Annotated in this window: 16 protein-coding genes and 1 other RNA gene; all 17 read left to right on the top strand. The window is 22.3% G+C overall.

The genetic code is table 4. The features are described from left to right. Positions 1 to 665: 665 nt before the first annotated feature. The 17 genes from rpmH (at position 666) to mnmE (ending at position 18464) form a co-directional block, all read left to right on the top strand. The gene (gene rpmH, locus X271_RS03050; protein ID WP_025208991.1) at positions 666 to 800 is read left to right on the top strand and encodes a 50S ribosomal protein L34; all 135 of its coding nucleotides are present in this window, start codon (positions 666 to 668) and stop codon (positions 798 to 800) included. Positions 801 to 814: 14 nt separating this feature from the next. Then, positions 815 to 1135 carry a ribonuclease P protein component gene (gene rnpA / locus X271_RS03045; protein WP_025208990.1) on the top strand — a complete coding sequence of 107 codons (321 nt, stop codon included), beginning with the start codon at positions 815 to 817 and terminating at the stop codon, positions 1133 to 1135. A 16-nt stretch (positions 1136 to 1151) separates the two neighbouring features. Beyond that, positions 1152 to 4157 (top strand): membrane protein insertase YidC, encoded by a 3006-nt coding sequence (gene yidC, locus X271_RS03040; RefSeq protein WP_025208989.1) that lies wholly within the window; start codon positions 1152 to 1154, stop codon positions 4155 to 4157. A 67-nt stretch (positions 4158 to 4224) separates the two neighbouring features. Then, a complete protein-coding gene (locus tag X271_RS03035; protein ID WP_025208988.1) occupies positions 4225 to 5244 on the top strand; it encodes an AAA family ATPase in 1020 nt (339 codons plus the stop codon). Between the two features lie 7 nt (positions 5245 to 5251). Further along, positions 5252 to 7195, top strand: a complete 1944-nt coding sequence (gyrB, locus tag X271_RS03030) for a DNA topoisomerase (ATP-hydrolyzing) subunit B (protein WP_038462297.1) — start codon at positions 5252 to 5254, stop codon at positions 7193 to 7195. A 15-nt stretch (positions 7196 to 7210) separates the two neighbouring features. Next, a complete protein-coding gene (gyrA, locus tag X271_RS03025; RefSeq protein ID WP_128571666.1) occupies positions 7211 to 9700 on the top strand; it encodes a DNA gyrase subunit A in 2490 nt (829 codons plus the stop codon). Between the two features lie 12 nt (positions 9701 to 9712). After that, complete coding sequence (serS, locus tag X271_RS03020; protein ID WP_025208985.1) at positions 9713 to 10954, top strand: serine--tRNA ligase; 1242 nt, start codon at positions 9713 to 9715, stop codon at positions 10952 to 10954. Positions 10955 to 10967: 13 nt separating this feature from the next. Beyond that, positions 10968 to 11064: signal recognition particle sRNA small type (ffs, locus tag X271_RS03235), an RNA gene on the top strand. A 64-nt stretch (positions 11065 to 11128) separates the two neighbouring features. Beyond that, a complete protein-coding gene (gene dnaX, locus X271_RS03230) occupies positions 11129 to 12925 on the top strand; it encodes a DNA polymerase III subunit gamma/tau (protein WP_025208984.1) in 1797 nt (598 codons plus the stop codon). A gap of 7 nt (positions 12926 to 12932) precedes the next feature. After that, on the top strand, positions 12933 to 13529 hold the full coding sequence (locus X271_RS03010; RefSeq protein WP_025208983.1) for a hypothetical protein: 597 nt from the start codon (positions 12933 to 12935) through the stop codon (positions 13527 to 13529). Further along, positions 13529 to 14167: a dTMP kinase gene (gene tmk, locus X271_RS03005; RefSeq protein ID WP_025208982.1), complete on the top strand. Its 639-nt coding sequence runs from the start codon at positions 13529 to 13531 to the stop codon at positions 14165 to 14167. Before X271_RS03010 ends, tmk begins: the two co-directional genes overlap by 1 nt. Before the next feature lie 2 nt (positions 14168 to 14169). Continuing rightward, positions 14170 to 14694 carry a hypothetical protein gene (locus X271_RS03000; protein WP_025208981.1) on the top strand — a complete coding sequence of 175 codons (525 nt, stop codon included), beginning with the start codon at positions 14170 to 14172 and terminating at the stop codon, positions 14692 to 14694. Continuing rightward, positions 14684 to 15517 carry a 16S rRNA (cytidine(1402)-2'-O)-methyltransferase gene (rsmI, locus tag X271_RS02995; protein WP_025208980.1) on the top strand — a complete coding sequence of 278 codons (834 nt, stop codon included), beginning with the start codon at positions 14684 to 14686 and terminating at the stop codon, positions 15515 to 15517. The genes X271_RS03000 and rsmI overlap by 11 nt, the downstream gene beginning before the upstream one ends. Further along, a complete protein-coding gene (locus X271_RS02990) occupies positions 15518 to 16450 on the top strand; it encodes a PD-(D/E)XK nuclease family protein (RefSeq protein ID WP_025208979.1) in 933 nt (310 codons plus the stop codon). A 44-nt stretch (positions 16451 to 16494) separates the two neighbouring features. Further along, a complete protein-coding gene (locus X271_RS02985) occupies positions 16495 to 16779 on the top strand; it encodes a hypothetical protein (RefSeq protein WP_025208978.1) in 285 nt (94 codons plus the stop codon). 70 nt (positions 16780 to 16849) lie between these two features. Further along, positions 16850 to 17104, top strand: a complete 255-nt coding sequence (locus X271_RS02980) for a hypothetical protein (protein WP_025208977.1) — start codon at positions 16850 to 16852, stop codon at positions 17102 to 17104. 19 nt (positions 17105 to 17123) lie between these two features. Beyond that, positions 17124 to 18464, top strand: a complete 1341-nt coding sequence (mnmE, locus tag X271_RS02975) for a tRNA uridine-5-carboxymethylaminomethyl(34) synthesis GTPase MnmE (protein ID WP_158380607.1) — start codon at positions 17124 to 17126, stop codon at positions 18462 to 18464. Position 18465 lies beyond the last annotated feature (1 nt).

The raw sequence follows: 18465 nt of genomic DNA, 5'->3' as shown, positions 1-18465 counted from the left end.
AAGTATATAAAAATTATAATAAACATTTTTTAAATTGTGGAAAAGTAATAAATATTAATTATTTTTCCACAACCCTGTGGAAAACTTTTAAACATTTTAATTTGTTTAATATCTTAATTATTAAATATTAATATTTAAAAAAGTAAAAGTTTTCCACAGGATAATTAATATTTTTTATTTTTCCACACATTATAAACAATTTCCACAAATTAACTTATTTTGCGAAATTTATTAATTTTAAATATAACTTAAATATAGAAATTTATCGATTAATCTTTAAAAAAATTTAGACAAAATTATTAATTTACTAATTGAAGATGAAAAATTAAAATCATTTGATTATAAACTTACTTTAAAAATTTCTAAATTAAATTATTTTAATAAATTTATTAAAAAATATTATTAAAAATGTTTTTTAAAAGGATTATTACAAAACTTTATTTGATAATTTAATTGTTATTTGATTTATAACTTGAAAATCTTATAAAAGAAATTAAAAATAATAAATTAAACTTGTAACTATTTTAAATAAAGATCTTAAATATAAAATAGATAAAATATTTGCTAAATTTTCAATAACTAATTATTTCTCAAACTTATAATATTAAGAGGAATTATTATATAATATAATACATATTTATTAATTAATAATATAAGGAGTAGAAATGAAAAGAACTTATCAACCTAATAAGCGTAAAAAAGCAAAAACTCATGGATTTCGTGCTCGAAAGGCAACTAAACAGGGTCAGAAAGTAGTAAAGTCAAGAAGAAGTAAGGGACGAAAAAAACTTACTAATTAATTATTTTTAAGCTAATGAAGAAAATTTATTCATTAAAAAATAAACAATTATTTCAAAAGGTTTTATCAGAAGGTAAAAAATGATATTCAGAATATTTTTCCATTTTTTATCTTCCTAATGATGAAACAAAAATAGGAATTTCAATCCCCAAAAAACATGGTGATGCAGTTTTTCGAAATAAGCAAAAAAGACAAATTAAAAACATTATAGGGAATTTTCAAAATTTAAATTTAATTAAGAAAAATTTTATAATAATTGTAAAAAAACCTTTCTATGATTTAAGTTTTGAAAAAAAAGAACAGATAATTATAAATTTATTAAATAAATTTATTTAAACTGAAATATTTATAAATGGCAAAAGGTAATCACTCATTTTACGAAGAAGTTAAAAAATCAGATGAATCTGGTGATTTTTCTTTTTCAAAAATTTTTAAATTAATTAGAAAATATAGTAAGTGAATTTTATTTTCATTTTTAACAGTAGTTACACTTTGAGGTTGTGCTGCTGAATTTATTCATACAACAACTCAACAAGTTTCAAGGGGACTTGAATTTTATGGTAATAAACAATCAGTTGTACCTAATATGTATAAAGGACAAAAATCAACCTTTTCTTATCAAATTGTCGCAGAGGGTGATAATCCTTTTACAGATGATTTAGAAGAAGATAATTTTTTATTACCTTTTGAAGTCTATCGTCCTAACTATAATTATTTATTAGGAATAAATAATGATAATGTTGATCCTGATGATATTGATTATAATTTCTTCACTACTCCTGGAGAAAATATTGCTGATTATCAAATTTCTTTATTATCTTCTGTTGCTAATCTTTCTTTTAGTACTTATTATTCTACTGCCTTTTTAGATTATGATTGAACAAATGTTGATTTAATAAATAATCAATATTTAATTATGCCTTTTAATCTTGATTATTTTTCAAGTGATGTAAAAAGTCAATTTTATCAATATGCATTAAATGATAGTAATTTTAATTTAGAAGATTATGATATTTATAATGCTGATACAAATCCTTATGGGAATGATGATCAAAAAATAGATGGAATAGAATTTTATGCTTATTTAGCAGGAAATACAAGCAATCAAACATATAGTGATCAATATCTTTCTTATATTCAAGCTTATTCTTATGATGATGAATTAAATGCAATTGATAGTAATGGTGATGGAATTGTTAATGGTGATGATTATTATACAAATATTCAAAGAGGATTTGCCTACTATACTGGTCCATTATTTGATTTTTCTGATTTAAATAATTCTTCAGAAGATCAATTTATTAATAGTTATGAGCAAACAGGTAATGTTAATTCATCTGATTTAATAAATCCATTAAATTGAGCTCCAGTTAATGGTATTGCTTATTCACATCAAATAATTGAAGATCAAGATGAAACTGTAGAAGAAATAAATCAAGATAAATATGATCTTTATGAAAGTGAAGTTAAATTTTATACAAATATTTTAGCTTATTATGTTTCTACTAATAATAATGGTCAATTTAATTCTATTACAGATAATTTTTCAATTTTAACAGAAAATTATCAATATGATTTTGAACAAGAAATAAACTATAGTTTAGATTATAGTAATGTTGATGAAACAATTGAAGATATTACTATTCCTGATAATGTTGAGAGAACTGTTGATGGTATTATTAGTTATTTATTTTATGAAGATAGTGGTCCACCAAATGGAGAAAAAGTTGATTATACAATTGGATTTAATTTCTTAAATTCTCCTTATGTTTTAAATTCAACAAATGGAATTTGACAAAATTTACAGTCTGTTAATTTAATTGTAGGAACATCTTATGATGTTATTAATTCAAAAAGTGTTTCAGATCCTTCTGAAGTTTTTTATCCTAGTCAAAGATCAATGCAATTAATCACTGGATATAATTATGAAAATGAAACATATAATGGACAGACAACATACGAAAGTAATTTTGATTATGATTCAACTGATGATGAAGAATATACAACATATCAAAATGTTGATGTTTTAAGATCTTCTGATTGAATCGAAGGAACAAAAGCAGGACAAGCAAATCGTACTGATGCTTCGGGATGAGCATTTATGGAAGAAGATGATAATGGTGATTGACAATTAATAGAATTAGCTTCAAATAAATCTGGTGCTGAAACTAATTTTGACCCTAATTCATTTTTATATTATGCAAATAGTAATGATTTTGCAAATAGTTTTAATGATTTATTTAGAGAAGAAAATGGTGAATTAATTGCTAATTATTTAATTGATTATAATCAATACATTAATATTGGTTATGAATTTAAATACATAGATAATGAAGGAAATGAAATTAGTGATCTTTCTGAAAAAAGTATTTTAAGTGGAGATATCCAATTTTATACACCTTTTATAGGTATAAGTACAACTTTTACAACAGAATCAGAAACAGCTTCAATTAACCCATTAGTTGAAACAACTGCTAATTTTGGGATTGTTGCTTCTCTTTACCAAATATTAAATCAAGCCGAAGGTAATGGACTTAATTCTAATCATGAAATATTTACTGATGATTTAGGAGATTGAAAAGATGCGTGAGATCCCGCATATGGTCCAATGTATGGTCTTTTTGTTTGACCGCTTGCACAATTATCAATTATAATTCAATCTGTTTTCCCTGTTGGTGCTGTTTGGGGAGTTATTTTAGGAATATTTATTATTACCTTTCTTTTAAGAGGACTAGGATATGCGATGTCTTTTGGATCAAATAAAAACCAATCTAAGATGCAAGAAGTACAAACACAAGTTGCTCAGATAAATGCAAAATATCAGCAATATGATAAAAAAAATAAACAAATGAAAGCACGTAAACAACAAGAAGTAATGGCACTTTATCGAAAAAATAATGTTAATCCATTTGCTTCTTTGGGAACGATTTTTGTTACGATGCCGATATTTCTTTCTATTTGGATTATTATTTCTGCTCTTCCTGTTTATAAAATAATTTCTGTTGGTCAATTTTCATTTTCTATTTCTTCTATTTCGGGAATGTTTAGTGTTGGTAGTTTATTCTTTGCTTATTTATTTGTTGGTATTGCTGTTGGTTTTGCTCAAGGTTTATCAAGTAAATTACCAAGAATGCTTTCAAATAAACGAAAAGGAATTAAAAGAATAGATGAGCAAACAAAAAAAGCAATGAAAAAACAAAATAAAACACAAAATATAATGATCGGTGTATTTGTTTTTATGGGATTAATTGTTCCCGTCCTTCTAGCTCTTTATTGAGTGTTTTCAGCTATGTTTACGATGACGACGGAACTTATAAAACATGTAATAATTCAACATAAAGCAAAAAAAGAATCTTAATTTTTTATTTATTTCTTTAATAAATAACTTACTTTAAAATCTTTAAAAAAGGTATAATTTATTTCAAATGATTAAAGAAATTAATTTACAAAATTTTCGCAATCATGAGGAAAAAAACATTTATTTTAAAAAAAAAATAAATGTTTTTTTAGGAGAGAATGGCAGCGGAAAAACAAGTATTTTGGAGGCATTTTTTTATGCTTTAGAAAATTCTTCTTTTCGTACTAAAAAATTCCAAGATCTCATTAGAAAAGAGCAAAATATTGCAAAAATTAACTTAAAATTAACTGATTTTAATAAGCTTTGAAAAGAATTTGATATTGAACTTTCTTCAATTAAAAAGAAATCATTACTTAATGGAATAGAAAATGTTGGTTTAAATAAAAAAATAGTTTCAATTCCCATTTTTATAAATAATAAATTAATAAATAATTTTAAATATCAAAAAACAACAAGACAAAGTTTATTTAATATGCTTATAAAATTAGATCATAAGATTTATGAAAAATTATTAATGGATTTTGATAAATTATTAATTTCTTTACAAGATATTAATAATAATTCTATTGTAATTAATAGATCGTTAAAATCAGAGATTGTAAATTCGCTTAGTGATCTTGAAACAGAAATAATAAATATTAGAACAAAAAAAATTTCTAATTTAAATTCTTTTTATAAAAAGAACACAAAAAAATATCTTAAAAAAGAGTTAAATGTTGTTTATAAAAAAGCAATTACAAAAGATGATAACATTTTAGAAAATTTACTTTTAAAACCACCAATTACAATTACAAAAGATGATTATCTTATTACATATAATAAAGATATTTATCTAAAAGTTGCATCAGATGGACAAATGAAAATGGCAATTTTATTACTTGCTATTTCATTTATTGAATATTTAAGAAAACAATATGATTTAGAATTTATTTTACTATTGGATGATATATTTTCAGAATTAGATAAAAAAAATTCAAATTTACTTTTAGAGATATTAATTGATAAAAATTTAAATTCTTTTATTACATCACCAAAAGCAAAATTAGAAGATAAATTAAAACAAAAAGTTCAACTTATTGAAATTTAGGAAAAACATGAAAAATGAAAATGAAACAACAAAGGAAATTGAAAATAACTATAATCAAGATTCAATTCAAGTTTTAGAAGAACTTGAAGCAGTTCGTAAACGCCCAGGAATGTATATTGGAAATATTGATGATAAAGGACTTCATCATTTAGTATGAGAGATTATTGATAACTCAATTGATGAAGTTTTAGCAAATTATGCAACTAAAATTGAAGTTATTTTAAATCCTGATGAATCAATTACAATTACTGATGATGGAAGAGGAATTCCTGTTGAAGTTCATCCTAAAACAAATATTTCAACTTTAGAAACAGTGTTTACAAAATTGCATGCAGGTGGAAAATTTGGTGGAGAAAAATCTGGTTATAAAGTTTCTGGAGGATTACATGGAGTAGGGGCTTCAGTAGTAAATGCTCTTTCAGATTTTTTGGAAGTTGTTTCTTTTCGAAATAAGCATGCTTATAGTGTTGAATTTAAAGAAGGAGGAACAAAATCTAGTGGATTAAAAGATTTAGGTTTAACTGATCATAAAGGAACAAAAGTTACATTTAAACCTGATTTTTCGCTTTTTAATGAAGGTGTTGATAGTTTTAACTTTGAAATAATTAATAAAAAATTAAAAGAAAATGCTTATTTAAATAAGAATTTATTAATTGAATTTACTGATAATAGAGATCAAGATCCAAAAAAAATTAAATATCAATTTAAAAATGGATTAATAGATTTTGTAAGTTATTTAAATAAAGGCTACGATTTAATTACAAAAGAAGTTGTTTCTTCTTGTGGAAAAAAAGATGACATTATAATTGATGTTGCATTGCAATATACAACAGCTTATCAACCAAAAATTCTTTCCTTTGTAAATAATATTTCAACAATTGAAGGTGGAACACATGTTCAAGGTTTTTTTGATGCTATTATAAGAATTATTAATAAATATGTAAAAGAACAATTACCTAAAAAGGAACAAGAAATTTTTGTTCGTGATGATGTAAAAGAAGGACTTACTGCTGTTATTTCTGTTAAACATCCTGATCCAATGTATGAAGGGCAAACTAAAGGTAAATTTGCTAATATTGAAGTAAGAAAAATTGTAAATAATATTATTTCAGAACAATTTGAAAATTATTTATTAGAAAATCCTACACAAGCTCAACTTATTATCGCCAAAATAAAACAGGCTTCAAAATCAAGAGTTGCTGCACAAAAAGCAAAAGAATTAACTAGACGAAAAGATAATTTATTTTCAAGTACACTTCCTGGAAAATTAGCGGATTGTTCTTCAAAAAATAATCAAATTACGGAACTTTTTATTGTAGAAGGAGATTCTGCGGGAGGAAGTGCTAAAATGGGGAGAAATCGTGAAATTCAGGCGATTTTACCATTAAGAGGAAAAGTAATAAATGCAGAAAAATCAAGAATTGATAAATTATTTAATAATAATGAAATAAATTCTTTAATTATTGCAATTGGTACAGGAATTAATGAAGATTTTAATATTGAAAAAATTAGATATGGAAAAATTATTATAATGACAGATGCTGATGTTGATGGATCTCATATTAGAACATTACTTCTTACTTTTTTCTTTCGATATTTTAAAGAATTAATAGAACATAGACATCTTTATATAGCTCAACCACCACTTTATAAAATAACAAAAGGAAAATCTTCAAAATATATTTATACTGATCAAGAAAAAGAAAAATTTTTAGAAAAATTAGAAAAAAATAGCAAAATTTCTATTCAAAGATATAAAGGATTAGGAGAAATGAATGATTTACAATTATGAGAAACAACAATGGATCCTTCTAATCGTAAATTACTGCTTGTTACTATTGAAGATGCCCAAGATGCAGATCGTGTTTTTTCTGAACTTATGGGTGATATTGTATTACCAAGAAAGAAATTTATTGAAAAAAATGCTTTATATGCAAAACTTGATTATTAAATTAAGGATATGATTATGGAAAATGAAAATAATTTAGAAAAAAATTATCAAGAAGATATAAAAGAAATATCAATTGTAAAAGAAATGGAATCTTCTTTTATTGATTATGCGATGTCTGTAATTGTATCTCGTGCAATTCCTGATGCTCGCGATGGTTTAAAACCAGTTCATCGTCGAATTCTCTATGCAATGTATGGTCTTGATATGAATTATAGTAAGTCATTTAAGAAATCAGCACGTGCTGTAGGAGAAGTTATTGCTAAATATCATCCTCATGGAGATTCTGCTGTGTATGATTCACTTGTTAGAATGGCACAAACATTTTCACTTCGTTATCCTTTAGTAAAAGGACAGGGTAATTTTGGTTCTATTGATGGTGATTCAGCAGCAGCAATGCGATATACAGAAGCTAAACTTGCTAAGATTTCAAATTTAATGCTTGAAGATATTAATAAACAAACAGTTGATTTTCAAGAAAATTATGATGGATCAGAAACAGAACCAACTGTATTACCTAGTAAAATTCCTAATTTATTATTAAATGGATCAACAGGAATTGCTGTTGGGATGGCAACATCAATTCCTCCTCATAATATTAATGAAATTTTAAATGGAGCAATTTTATTATTAAATGATAAAGAAATTGAAATTCATAATTTACTTGATATAATAAGTGGTCCTGATTTTCCAACTGGGGGAATAATCGTAAATAAAAATGATTTATTAAATGTTTATCAAACTGGAAGAGGAAGAATTGTAATTAGATCAAAAGTTGAAATAAATGAAGCAAAAGATGAAGCAATAGTTACAGAAATTCCTTATATGATTAATAAATCATTACTTATTGAAAGAATTGCGGAACTTGTTAAAAATGGTCAAATTAGTTCAATTAGTGATTTAAGAGATGAATCAAATCGCGAAGGAATAAGGATTGTTATTAAATTTAAAAAATATGCTGATGTAAAAGTTGAAGTAAATAAACTTTATAAATTAACTCAACTACAATCTTCTTTTGCTGTTAATCTTTTAGCCTTAAAAAATAGTAGACCAAAACTATTTAATCTAAAAGAATTATTGGAAATTTATATTGATCATCAATTAGAAGTCTTATTAAAAAAAGCTAAATTTTTATTAAAAAAAGCATTAGATCGTTTAGAAATTTTAGAAGCATTAAAAAAAGCTTTAAGTAATATTGATAATGTAATTAAAAAAATTAAAGCTTCAAAAACAACTGATATTGCAATAAATAATTTAATAAATTTATTAAAAATAAATAATAATCAAGCAAAAGCAATTTTGGAGATGCGTTTGCAAAGATTAACGGGACTTGAAATTTCTAATTTAAATCAAGAGTTTACAAGAATTAATTTAGAAATAAAAAATTTAGAAGAAATAATTTCTTCTAAAGATAGACAAAAACAAGAATTAATTAAATTATTTAATGAGATTAAAGAAAAATATGGTGATAAAAGATTAACAAAAATTTCACTGGAAGATTATACAACAATTACAGATGAAAATTTGATTGAGCAGAAAGATATTATTATTACTCTTTCTAATAAAGGTTATATTAAAAGATTAGAAGTAGATGAATATAATTTACAAAAAAGAGGAGGAATAGGTTCTAGAGGAGCAAAAACAAGTGATAATGATTTTATTTCTACAATTATTTTTGCAAATACTCATTTAGATTTATTATTTTTTACTTCTTTTGGTAAAGTATATCGTTTAAAAGGTTACGAAGTAAGAAAATATAGCAAAAATGCAAAAGGAATTCCAATTGTCAATATTATTAAAAATATCGATGATCATAATGGAGAAAGAGTAGAAGATATTGTTGCAATAAAAGATTATCAAAAATATGATTTTATTTTCTTTACAAAAAATGGATTAATTAAAAAAACATCAGCAGATGAATTTACAAGAATAAATATAAACGGAAAAAAAGCTTTAAAATTAACTGAAAAAGATCGTTTAATCGGAGTTACTAAAATTCCTAAAAATGAAATTATTGATATTATAATTGGAAATCAAGCAGGAAAAGCTGTAAGATTTAAATCTAATCAAATTCGAACAATGGGAAGAGTAACACAAGGAGTAAAAGGAATTGATTCTTCTGGTGGTAATGTTGTTGGTTTTGCAACATCAAATAATGGAAATCTTATTCTTTCAATTTCTGAACGAGGATTTTCAAAATTAACAAATTTAAATGAATACAGATTAACAAAAAGAGCAGCAAAAGGTGTAAAAACTTTAAATATTGAAAAAGCTGGACGTTTAATTGGTTTAAAAACAGTACTTGGAAATGAAGATTTAATGATTATTAAAGATGATGGAACAATAATTCGTACCAATGTTTCTAATATTTCACAATCTGGAAGAAATACTAAAGGAGTAACTACAATAAAATTAAGAGAGGAAAATAAAATTACAGGAATTACAATTGTAAGAGATATTGAAGATAATATTTTAGAAGAAAATAAAGCAGTAAAGGTTCAAAATTAAAAAAGATTAAATATGTTTAATTTAAAAGAATTAGCAAATAATAAAGATTTTTATTTAAAAATGTTCGAGCGAAAAGGCTATTTTTTAGCAAAAGAGTTTACCAATTTTTTATTTTATTATGATGATTATAAAAAAACATTAATAATTGATGAAAATGATCGAAATAAATTAAATGATTTATCAAAAAAGATTCCTAAAAATCCTAATTTAAAATTAGAAGCAAAAAAACTTTCAAGCAAAATTAAAAAAAATAGTGAAAACAAAAGAAATTTATTTGAAAAAGTAATAAATATTGTAAGTTCTTTTCCAAATATTCCTTTTGATGATATTCCTATTGGAAAAAATGAAAAAGATAATAAAATTATCTTAGAAAAGAAAGTTAAAAATCATAAAACAAATGAAATATTTCATTTAGATATTTTAAAGCAAAAAAAACTTATTTTGGAAGAAGAAGCAATTTTTATTTCTGGAAGAAGACATGTTATTTATCAAGATAAAGCAGCACAAGTTATTTTTGCACTTGAGAGACTTATGCTTGATTTTAGTATACAAAAATCTTATAAAATGATTGATTCTCCTTTAATTGTAAATGAGAAAGTTCTTTATAATACAGCTCAATTACCAAAATTTAAAGATGATTTATTTGAGCTTAAAAATAAGCAATTTTTAATTCCAACTGCAGAAGTTCCTCTTACAAATTTAGTAGCAAATAAAATTGTTGATCAAAAACAATTACCTTTAAAATATTGTTCATTTACTAATTGTTTTCGTAAAGAAGTTGCTTCTGCTGGAAAAGATACAAAAGGAATTATTCGTTTACATCAATTTCGTAAAGTTGAAATTGTTAAAATTGGAAAAAAAGTAGATCTTGAAAATGATTTCAAAGAAATGATTGATCTAATAAAAGAATTATTAGATCAATTTGATATTTCTTATCGTTTAGTAAATCTTTGTACAGGTGATTTATCTTTTGCTTCTAAAAAAACAATAGATTTTGAAATTTGATTTCCTGGACAAAAAAGATATCGTGAAATTTCTTCGCTTTCAATAATCGGAGATTTTCAAGCTAGAAGAATGAATGCTAGATTTATTGATGATAAAACTAAAGAAAAAGAGTACCTTTATACTTATAATGGTTCCGCACTTGCAATTGATCGCCTATTTGCAGCAATTGTTGAAAATTACTATCAAAAAGATCAATCAATCCTTATTCCAAAAGTGTTACAAAAATACCTTCCATTTAATAAATTTTAAATAATAAATGTTATAATTTTATAGTCGCAATGATAACCCTGTAATTTGGTCAGGTTGGAAACAAAGCAGCCACATCGGGAAGTGTCATGTGCGACTTTTTGTTTATATTTATTAATTATTAATTAATAAGTTTTATAATAATTAATATATTTAAACAATAAATTATCGATTAAAATGACAAATTCATTATATATTAAGTATAGACCAAAAAACTTTGATCAAATTTGTGGACAAAAAATTGTAAAGCAAATTTTAATAAACTCAATTTTACAAAATAAAATTAACCATGCCTATCTTTTTTATGGGATTAGAGGAGTAGGTAAAACAACACTTGCAAGAGTTTTTGCAAAATCAATAAATTGTAAAGAAAGAAGCAAGGAATCATATAATCCATGTAATAATTGTCAATCTTGTAATGAAATAAATAGTTTTTCTAGCTTTGATGTAATTGAGATTGATGCTGCTTCTAATAATGGAGTAGATGAAATCAGAGATATTAAAGAAAAAGCAAATTATGCAACTACTAATTCTTTTTATAAGATTTATATTATTGATGAAATTCATATGCTTTCCAAATCAGCATTTAATGCTTTACTTAAAACATTGGAAGAACCACCTGAAAAAACAATTTTTTTATTAGCAACTACAGAAATTAATAAAATTCCAGAAACTGTTCTTTCTCGTTTGATTATTTTAAATTTAGAAACTTTAAGTGAAAAGGAAATTTTTACAAAATTAACAGAAATTGCAGAACAGGAAGAAGCAAAAATTTTAGATGACAGTTTGAAATATGTTGCAAAAATTGCAAACGGTTCATTAAGAGATGCAATTTCTTATTTAGAAACAATATTTTTGTATTCAAAAGAATTAAATCAAGATAAAATAACAAAAATATTAGGAATATTACCAGATAATCTTTTAAATTTGTATTTAAAAGATAATCAAAAAATGCTTAATTTTATTCAAAAATCAGAAGTTGATTTTAAGAATTTTTTATTAATTTTAATTAATTATCTTACTGATCAAATTTTGGAAAAAAATTTAAAACATCAAAAATTATTAAATAATTTAATTAATCTTTCAATTAATGTAAAAGATCCTTATTTATTGAAATTATCTTTGATAAATTTATTTATAAATAATGAAGATAAAGATAAATTAAGTAATGATTATTATCAAGAAAAAGAAAATAATGATGAAAAGATTTCTTCTTTAAATATTGATCAAGAAGAAAAAGATGAAATTAAAGAAGAAGAAAGCTTAGAAGAAGAATTATCTCAAGAAGAAGATAAAATATTAAAAGTATCTTCTTTAGATAAAAAAGAAGATCTTCTTTTTGAAGAAGATCTTAATGAAGCATCAATTTTAAACGAAGAAAAAGAAATAGAAGACGCAAAAACAAAAGAAATTGAAAATTTTATTAAAGAAAATAATTTTAAAAATTTAAATACAGATTTTGAAATAAAAAAAATAAAAATTACAGAAAGCAAAAATGATCAAAAAGTAATTACAGATTTTGTTAATATTAAACATTATCTTACTGTTTTATTTGATTATAATAAAAAGAAAACAGAAAAATTTGTTGATCGTTTTAATTATCTTTCTTCTTATATAAATAAAAAAAATGTAAAAAAATATGTTTCTGTATTATTGGAAGGTAAAATTCTTGTTTCATCAAAAGATTCAATTATTATTTTTGGATTACCAAATCCTCAACAATATACTAATTTCAAAATTTTCTCATTGGAAGAAACATTTTTAGATTTTACAAAAGAATTATTCGGAGAAAATGTAATTTTACTTCCAATTCTTTCAAGTGATTGAAATAAACTTAATATAATTTATAAAAAATTACGTTCAGAAGATAAAAAAGTTGCTGAAAAAATTAAAATTGATCAGATTGTAAATGAAGAAGCAATCGCAAAATATAAGAAAATATTCGGAGATAAATTAGAAATTATAAATTCTTAATTTAAAAATGAAAAATTTAGATATTTTAATAAATGAATTAACACTTTGATCATCTATTGGTCCAAAACAAGGACAAAGATTAGCAATTGAATTTATTAAAAATAAAAAAGAAACTTTAAATAAATTAAATAAATTATCAAATTTAATAAATGAAATAAAATTATGTAATATTTGTAATCTTTTTTATGAGGGTGAGGAATGTAGTAATTGTAAATTAGAAGAACAAGTTCTTTATATTATCGAAAATTTTAATGATTATTTTAAAATTTACAATTATTTACAAAATCAAGATCTAAAGTTTTTTAATTTAAATTTCAATAAAAAAAGTGATTATTTAAATAATATTTTTCTTAATAATATTATTTTAAGATTAACAAAACTTTTACAAGATAATGAAAATGTTACAAAAATAAGTTTTTTTACCCCTCCATCTTTAGAAAGTGAACTTATAATTAAAGTTTTTAAAAAAGAATTGAAAAAGATTTTTAATGATCGTAAATTTTTATTTACAAAAATAAAAATTGGTGTCCCAAAAGATTTAAGTATAAGTTATTTAAATATAGATACTATTCAATATATTTTTAATAATCAAGAGGAGATATAATGGAATATAAAAATTTCATTACAATTGAAGGAATAGACGGAGCTGGAAAAACAACAATAATTAATCAATTAAAAAAGATTTTTTTGGTTACTAAGAATAAATACCTTTTTAAAAATAGAGAAGTTATTTTTACAAGAGAACCAGGAAATTCAGGAAATGAATTTCTTCTTAAAACAAGAGATTTAATAGTTAATTATGATATTTTACCAATTACAGAACTTTTTCTTCTTCAAGCAAATCGTGCTGAACATATTCAGAAATTTATTTATCCTAATTTAAAAGCAAAAAAAATTGTAATATGTGATCGATTTACAGATTCAACTTTTGTTTATCAAGGCTTAAAGGGAATTAAAGATCATCAAATTAAAATTACAAATACTCTTGCAACTTTAAATGTTAATCCTAGAACAACATATTTAATTGATATTGATCCTAAATTAGCACAATCTAGAATTATTAAAAATAAAAGAAGTATCAATAAATTTGATACTTATGATTTAAATTTTCATAAAAATATTAGAAAAAGATATTTAGATTTAGCAAAAAAAAATCCTAAAAGATTTATTTTAATAAATGGAGAAGAATCATTAGAAAAAATAATAGACATAATAATAAAAGATCTTAATAAAAGGTTTTAAAAATGAAAGTAATAATTGAAAAACAAATAAATCAAAAAATAAGTAATTATAGTAAAGAAGATTTATTTTCTGAGGAAAGCAATAAAGAAGATTTAATTTTAAATTGAAAATTAATTGAAAATATCGATAAGTGAAATTATGGAAATTTTAAAAAATTGGTATTTACAATTTTAAATCTTGTTAAAAATAAAAAAGAATTAAGAATTAGTTATTATCGATGAAATCATAATTTAGAATTTTTACTTTCTTTTATTAAAGATCGTAAATTTAATTATGATAATTTTAAAGTAAATCTAGATTTTGAAAATTTATTTCTAAGTAATGATTTAATTAAAATTAAAAAATTTTTTACAGAAGCAGATCAATATACAAAACAATTAGTTAATTGTTTTTTACTTACAAAAATTTCTTTAAGTGATCAAAAATTAATTAATTTAGGAATAAATACAAATATAATTGAAAACGAAATATTTTTTAATTATCTTTTAAATAATTATTTTAATTTAAAAGGAAAAAATGAGCAATAAATTTTTTGTTGTTGGAACACCGATTGGAAATCTTAAAGATATTTCAATAAGAGGATTAGAAATTTTAAAATCAGTTGATTTTATTTTTTGTGAAAATACTTTGCATTCACAAAAATTATTGAATCATTATGAAATAAAAAAAAAGAAATTATATTCTCTTCATAAATTTAAAGAATCAAAAATAAAACAATTTGTTTTTGAAAAATTAGCAATTTCTGATTGTGCTTTAATTTCTGATTCTGGGACTCCAACCATTTCTGATCCTGGACAGATTATAATTAATTTTTTAAAAGAAAAAGAAATTGATGTTATCCCAATTCCTGGAGCAAGTGCTTTAATTACAGCTTTAAGTGCAAGTGGAATTATTTATAATTCATTTGCTTTTTTAGGTTTTATTGAAAGAACAGAAAATAAGATATTTTTCCAAATTGAAAAACTTAAAAAAAGTGTTGATCTTATTATTTTTTATGAATCTCCTAAGAGAATTATTAATAGTTTAAAAATAATTGCAAATTATTATCAAGATGATCTAGAAATTATAATTGCTCGTGAATTAACAAAAAAATTTGAAGAAATAGAAAAAATAAAAATTAATGATTTTTTAATAAAAAATAATTTAAAAGGAGAATTTGTTGTTCTTATTCCAACAAAAAACCTATTTAATAATAAAAAAGAATTAGAAGATCTTAAAGAGCAACTTCATTTTTTTCGTAATTTAAATTTAAAAGATAAGGAGATTTTAATGATTTATAATTTATTTGAACAAAAATTTAAAAAAAATCAAATTTATGATTTACTAAAAAATATGAAAGATAAAGATTAAATGAAAAACTTTAGATATTATTATCCTGAATTACAGAAAAAAATCAAATTAAAATTAATAAAAAAAGACAAATTATATCAACCATATAAAAAATTAGATTTTTATTATCTTGAACAAAGTAATGAATTTTTAAATATTCCTAGTAATTCTAGTTTATCTGAATTTTTGAATAAATTTAATGAACCTTATATTCTTCCATTATTAGGAGAATATAAATTAAATCAAATAAAAAGAGAACAAAAATTTGAAATTGATTTAAATGATATGGTAAATAATTTTGGTTGAAATTGAATAAATTGAAATTCTGAAAAAGGTAAAAGAATTTTATATGAATTAGATTTAATTCAAAAAAAAATAAAAATGTTTACTAAACAAACAATTTATAATCAAACTCTTAAAATTTTAGGAAAAATTAAATTACAAGAATCAATAGACTATGGAAAAAAAGTTGAAAGTGATATTGTAAATTATTTAGAAAATGAAGAAAGTATACCTATTTCCACACAATCTACAGAAGTTTTGGAATTTTTAAATCATTTAGATCAAAATAATTTTGTTGTAATTGGCCATAATTTGAAATTTTATCATCCTGATGGAATTTTTACAGGAGAAATTGATTTTTTACTTATAAATAAAGATACAAAAATGATTCATATTTGTGATCTTAAAACATCATCCGAGGGTGATAATTTTGATTATTGAAGACAAGTTGCAATTTATCATTATGTTTTTAAATTGTTAAATCCTCATTTGAAAAATAATATTTCAGATGAACTTATTATTATTAATATTAATAATTTAAAAGACAAATTAAAAAGTAAATTTTATTCAAGAATGATTACAGATAATAAGCTTTTAGAAATTTGTCAAGATGTATTGTCCTTAAAAGAAAAATATCTTTTAAGTCTAGATTTTTTTAATAAATATTCTTAATTTAGTTATAATATCGTTATACATAAAATGATAAAGGATGAAATATGGAGATTTTAGCTGCAGTAAATCAAGTCGGTGCTTTTTATAGCGACTGAGATTGGTATTGAATTTTTCTATTTTGATTGCTAATTGCAATATTTGCATTTACATTTTTGTTTATAATTTTTAAATTCATTTTTAAATTTTCAATTGCTCTTATATTTAAAATAATAGGACCAATTATCGGTCTTGCTATTTCAGTTCTTTTGTTTATCGCATTTTGTGATACTTTTATTGGTACTGATTGATGACCATCCGATTGAAATTTAATAGATTGAGCAAATTCTTAAAAAATAAAGTTAGTTACTAACTTTATTTTTGTTTATATAATATATTAAAAGAAGAAATGAAGAAATTTATATGGTAGGATCATTTTATAGTGAATGAGCATGATATTGAATTATGCTTTTTTGAATAATAATTGCCATAATTTTAATTTTATTATTTATTGCTTTTTTAAAAATTTTTTTCAAATATGTTTTCAAAGGAATTTACATATTTTGTAAATATTTAGTAATTGTTGTTTTGATTGTTGCTTTATTTATTGCTTTCTGTGATACATTTATAGGAACTAATTGATGACCTGATAATTGATCAATAATTAGTGCAATATAAAAATAAAGGGAGTTTTAATTTGCAAACAATATATTCATTGGTTACAAAACCAATTAATCAAAATGTAGGAATAATACGTATTTCTGGACCATCTACTTTTTTTGTTCTTAAAAATTTATATCCGAACATAAAATTAGAAGCAAATTCAGTAAGATTTTATAAATTATTTTTTTCAAAAGAATTTATTGATGATACGCTAGTTTTAATTTTTGAAAAACCAAATTCATTTACAGGAGAAGATGTTTGTGAAATTCATTTTCACGGTTCGATGATAGTTGCTAATAAAATTCTTTCTAAATTAAGTAAAATGGATATTATTCAAGCAAATCCTGGTGAATTTATGCAGCAAGCTTTTATGAATGGAAAAATTAATCTTACTCAATCAGAAGCTATTAATACTTTAATTCTTACAAATGATCAAACACTTTCAAATCAAGCAACAAAAAATTTAAATAATAAACAAGGTGAATTTATAGATCAAATAATCAAAAAATTAGAAGATATAATTTCAAGAATTCAAATTGCAATTGATTATCCCGAGAATACAGATTTACCAATTTATAATTTAAAAAAAATGAATCAAGAATTAAAATTATTAGAGCAAAAATTTACACAAATAATATATGAATCTAATAAAATAATTAAAATTGGAAAAGGAATCAAAATTGCTTTAATTGGACAACCAAATGCTGGAAAATCAACTTTACTTAATCAAATTTTAAAAGAAGATAGAGCAATTGTTTCAAATTATAAGGGAACAACAAGAGATGTTGTTGAATCTTCTATTTATTTAAACAATCATTTAATTACTTTTCAAGATACAGCAGGATTAAGAAAATATGGTAATAAAGTTGAAAAAATTGGAATAAAAAAATCTTTAAAAACTCTAAAAGAAGCAGATCTTATTATTTTACTAATAGATGGTACAAAATCAATTAATAAGCAATTAAATTCTTTTAAAGATATTTTAAAGGATTACGAAAATAAAATAATTAAAGTAATAAATAAAAAAGATCAAATTAAAAAAATAAAAATAGATTTTAATTTTCTTAAAATATCTGCAAAAGAAAATAAAATAAATTTACTTGAAAAAGAAATAATTAAATTTATTGAAACAAAATTGATAGCAAAATTTACAGAAGAAAATGCTATTTTGCTTACAGATAATCAAATTAATAATTTTAAAAATATTGCAGCGAAATTAAATAATATAATATCGATGATTGATGATAATTATCAAGAAGATATTATTTCATTTGAAATAGAAACAATTCTTAGAGATCTTTATAAAATTTTAGGAAAAGAATTAGATGAAGATTATATTTATCAATTATTTAGTACTTTTTGTATAGGAAAATAGA

Source organism: Candidatus Hepatoplasma crinochetorum Av (genome assembly GCF_000582535.1).
GTDB classification, from domain to species: Bacteria; Bacillota_I; Bacilli_A; order Mycoplasmatales; family Hepatoplasmataceae; genus Hepatoplasma; species Hepatoplasma crinochetorum.
Note: the sequence above shows the minus strand (reverse complement) of the source record. Positions and strands in the feature narration are given on the sequence as shown.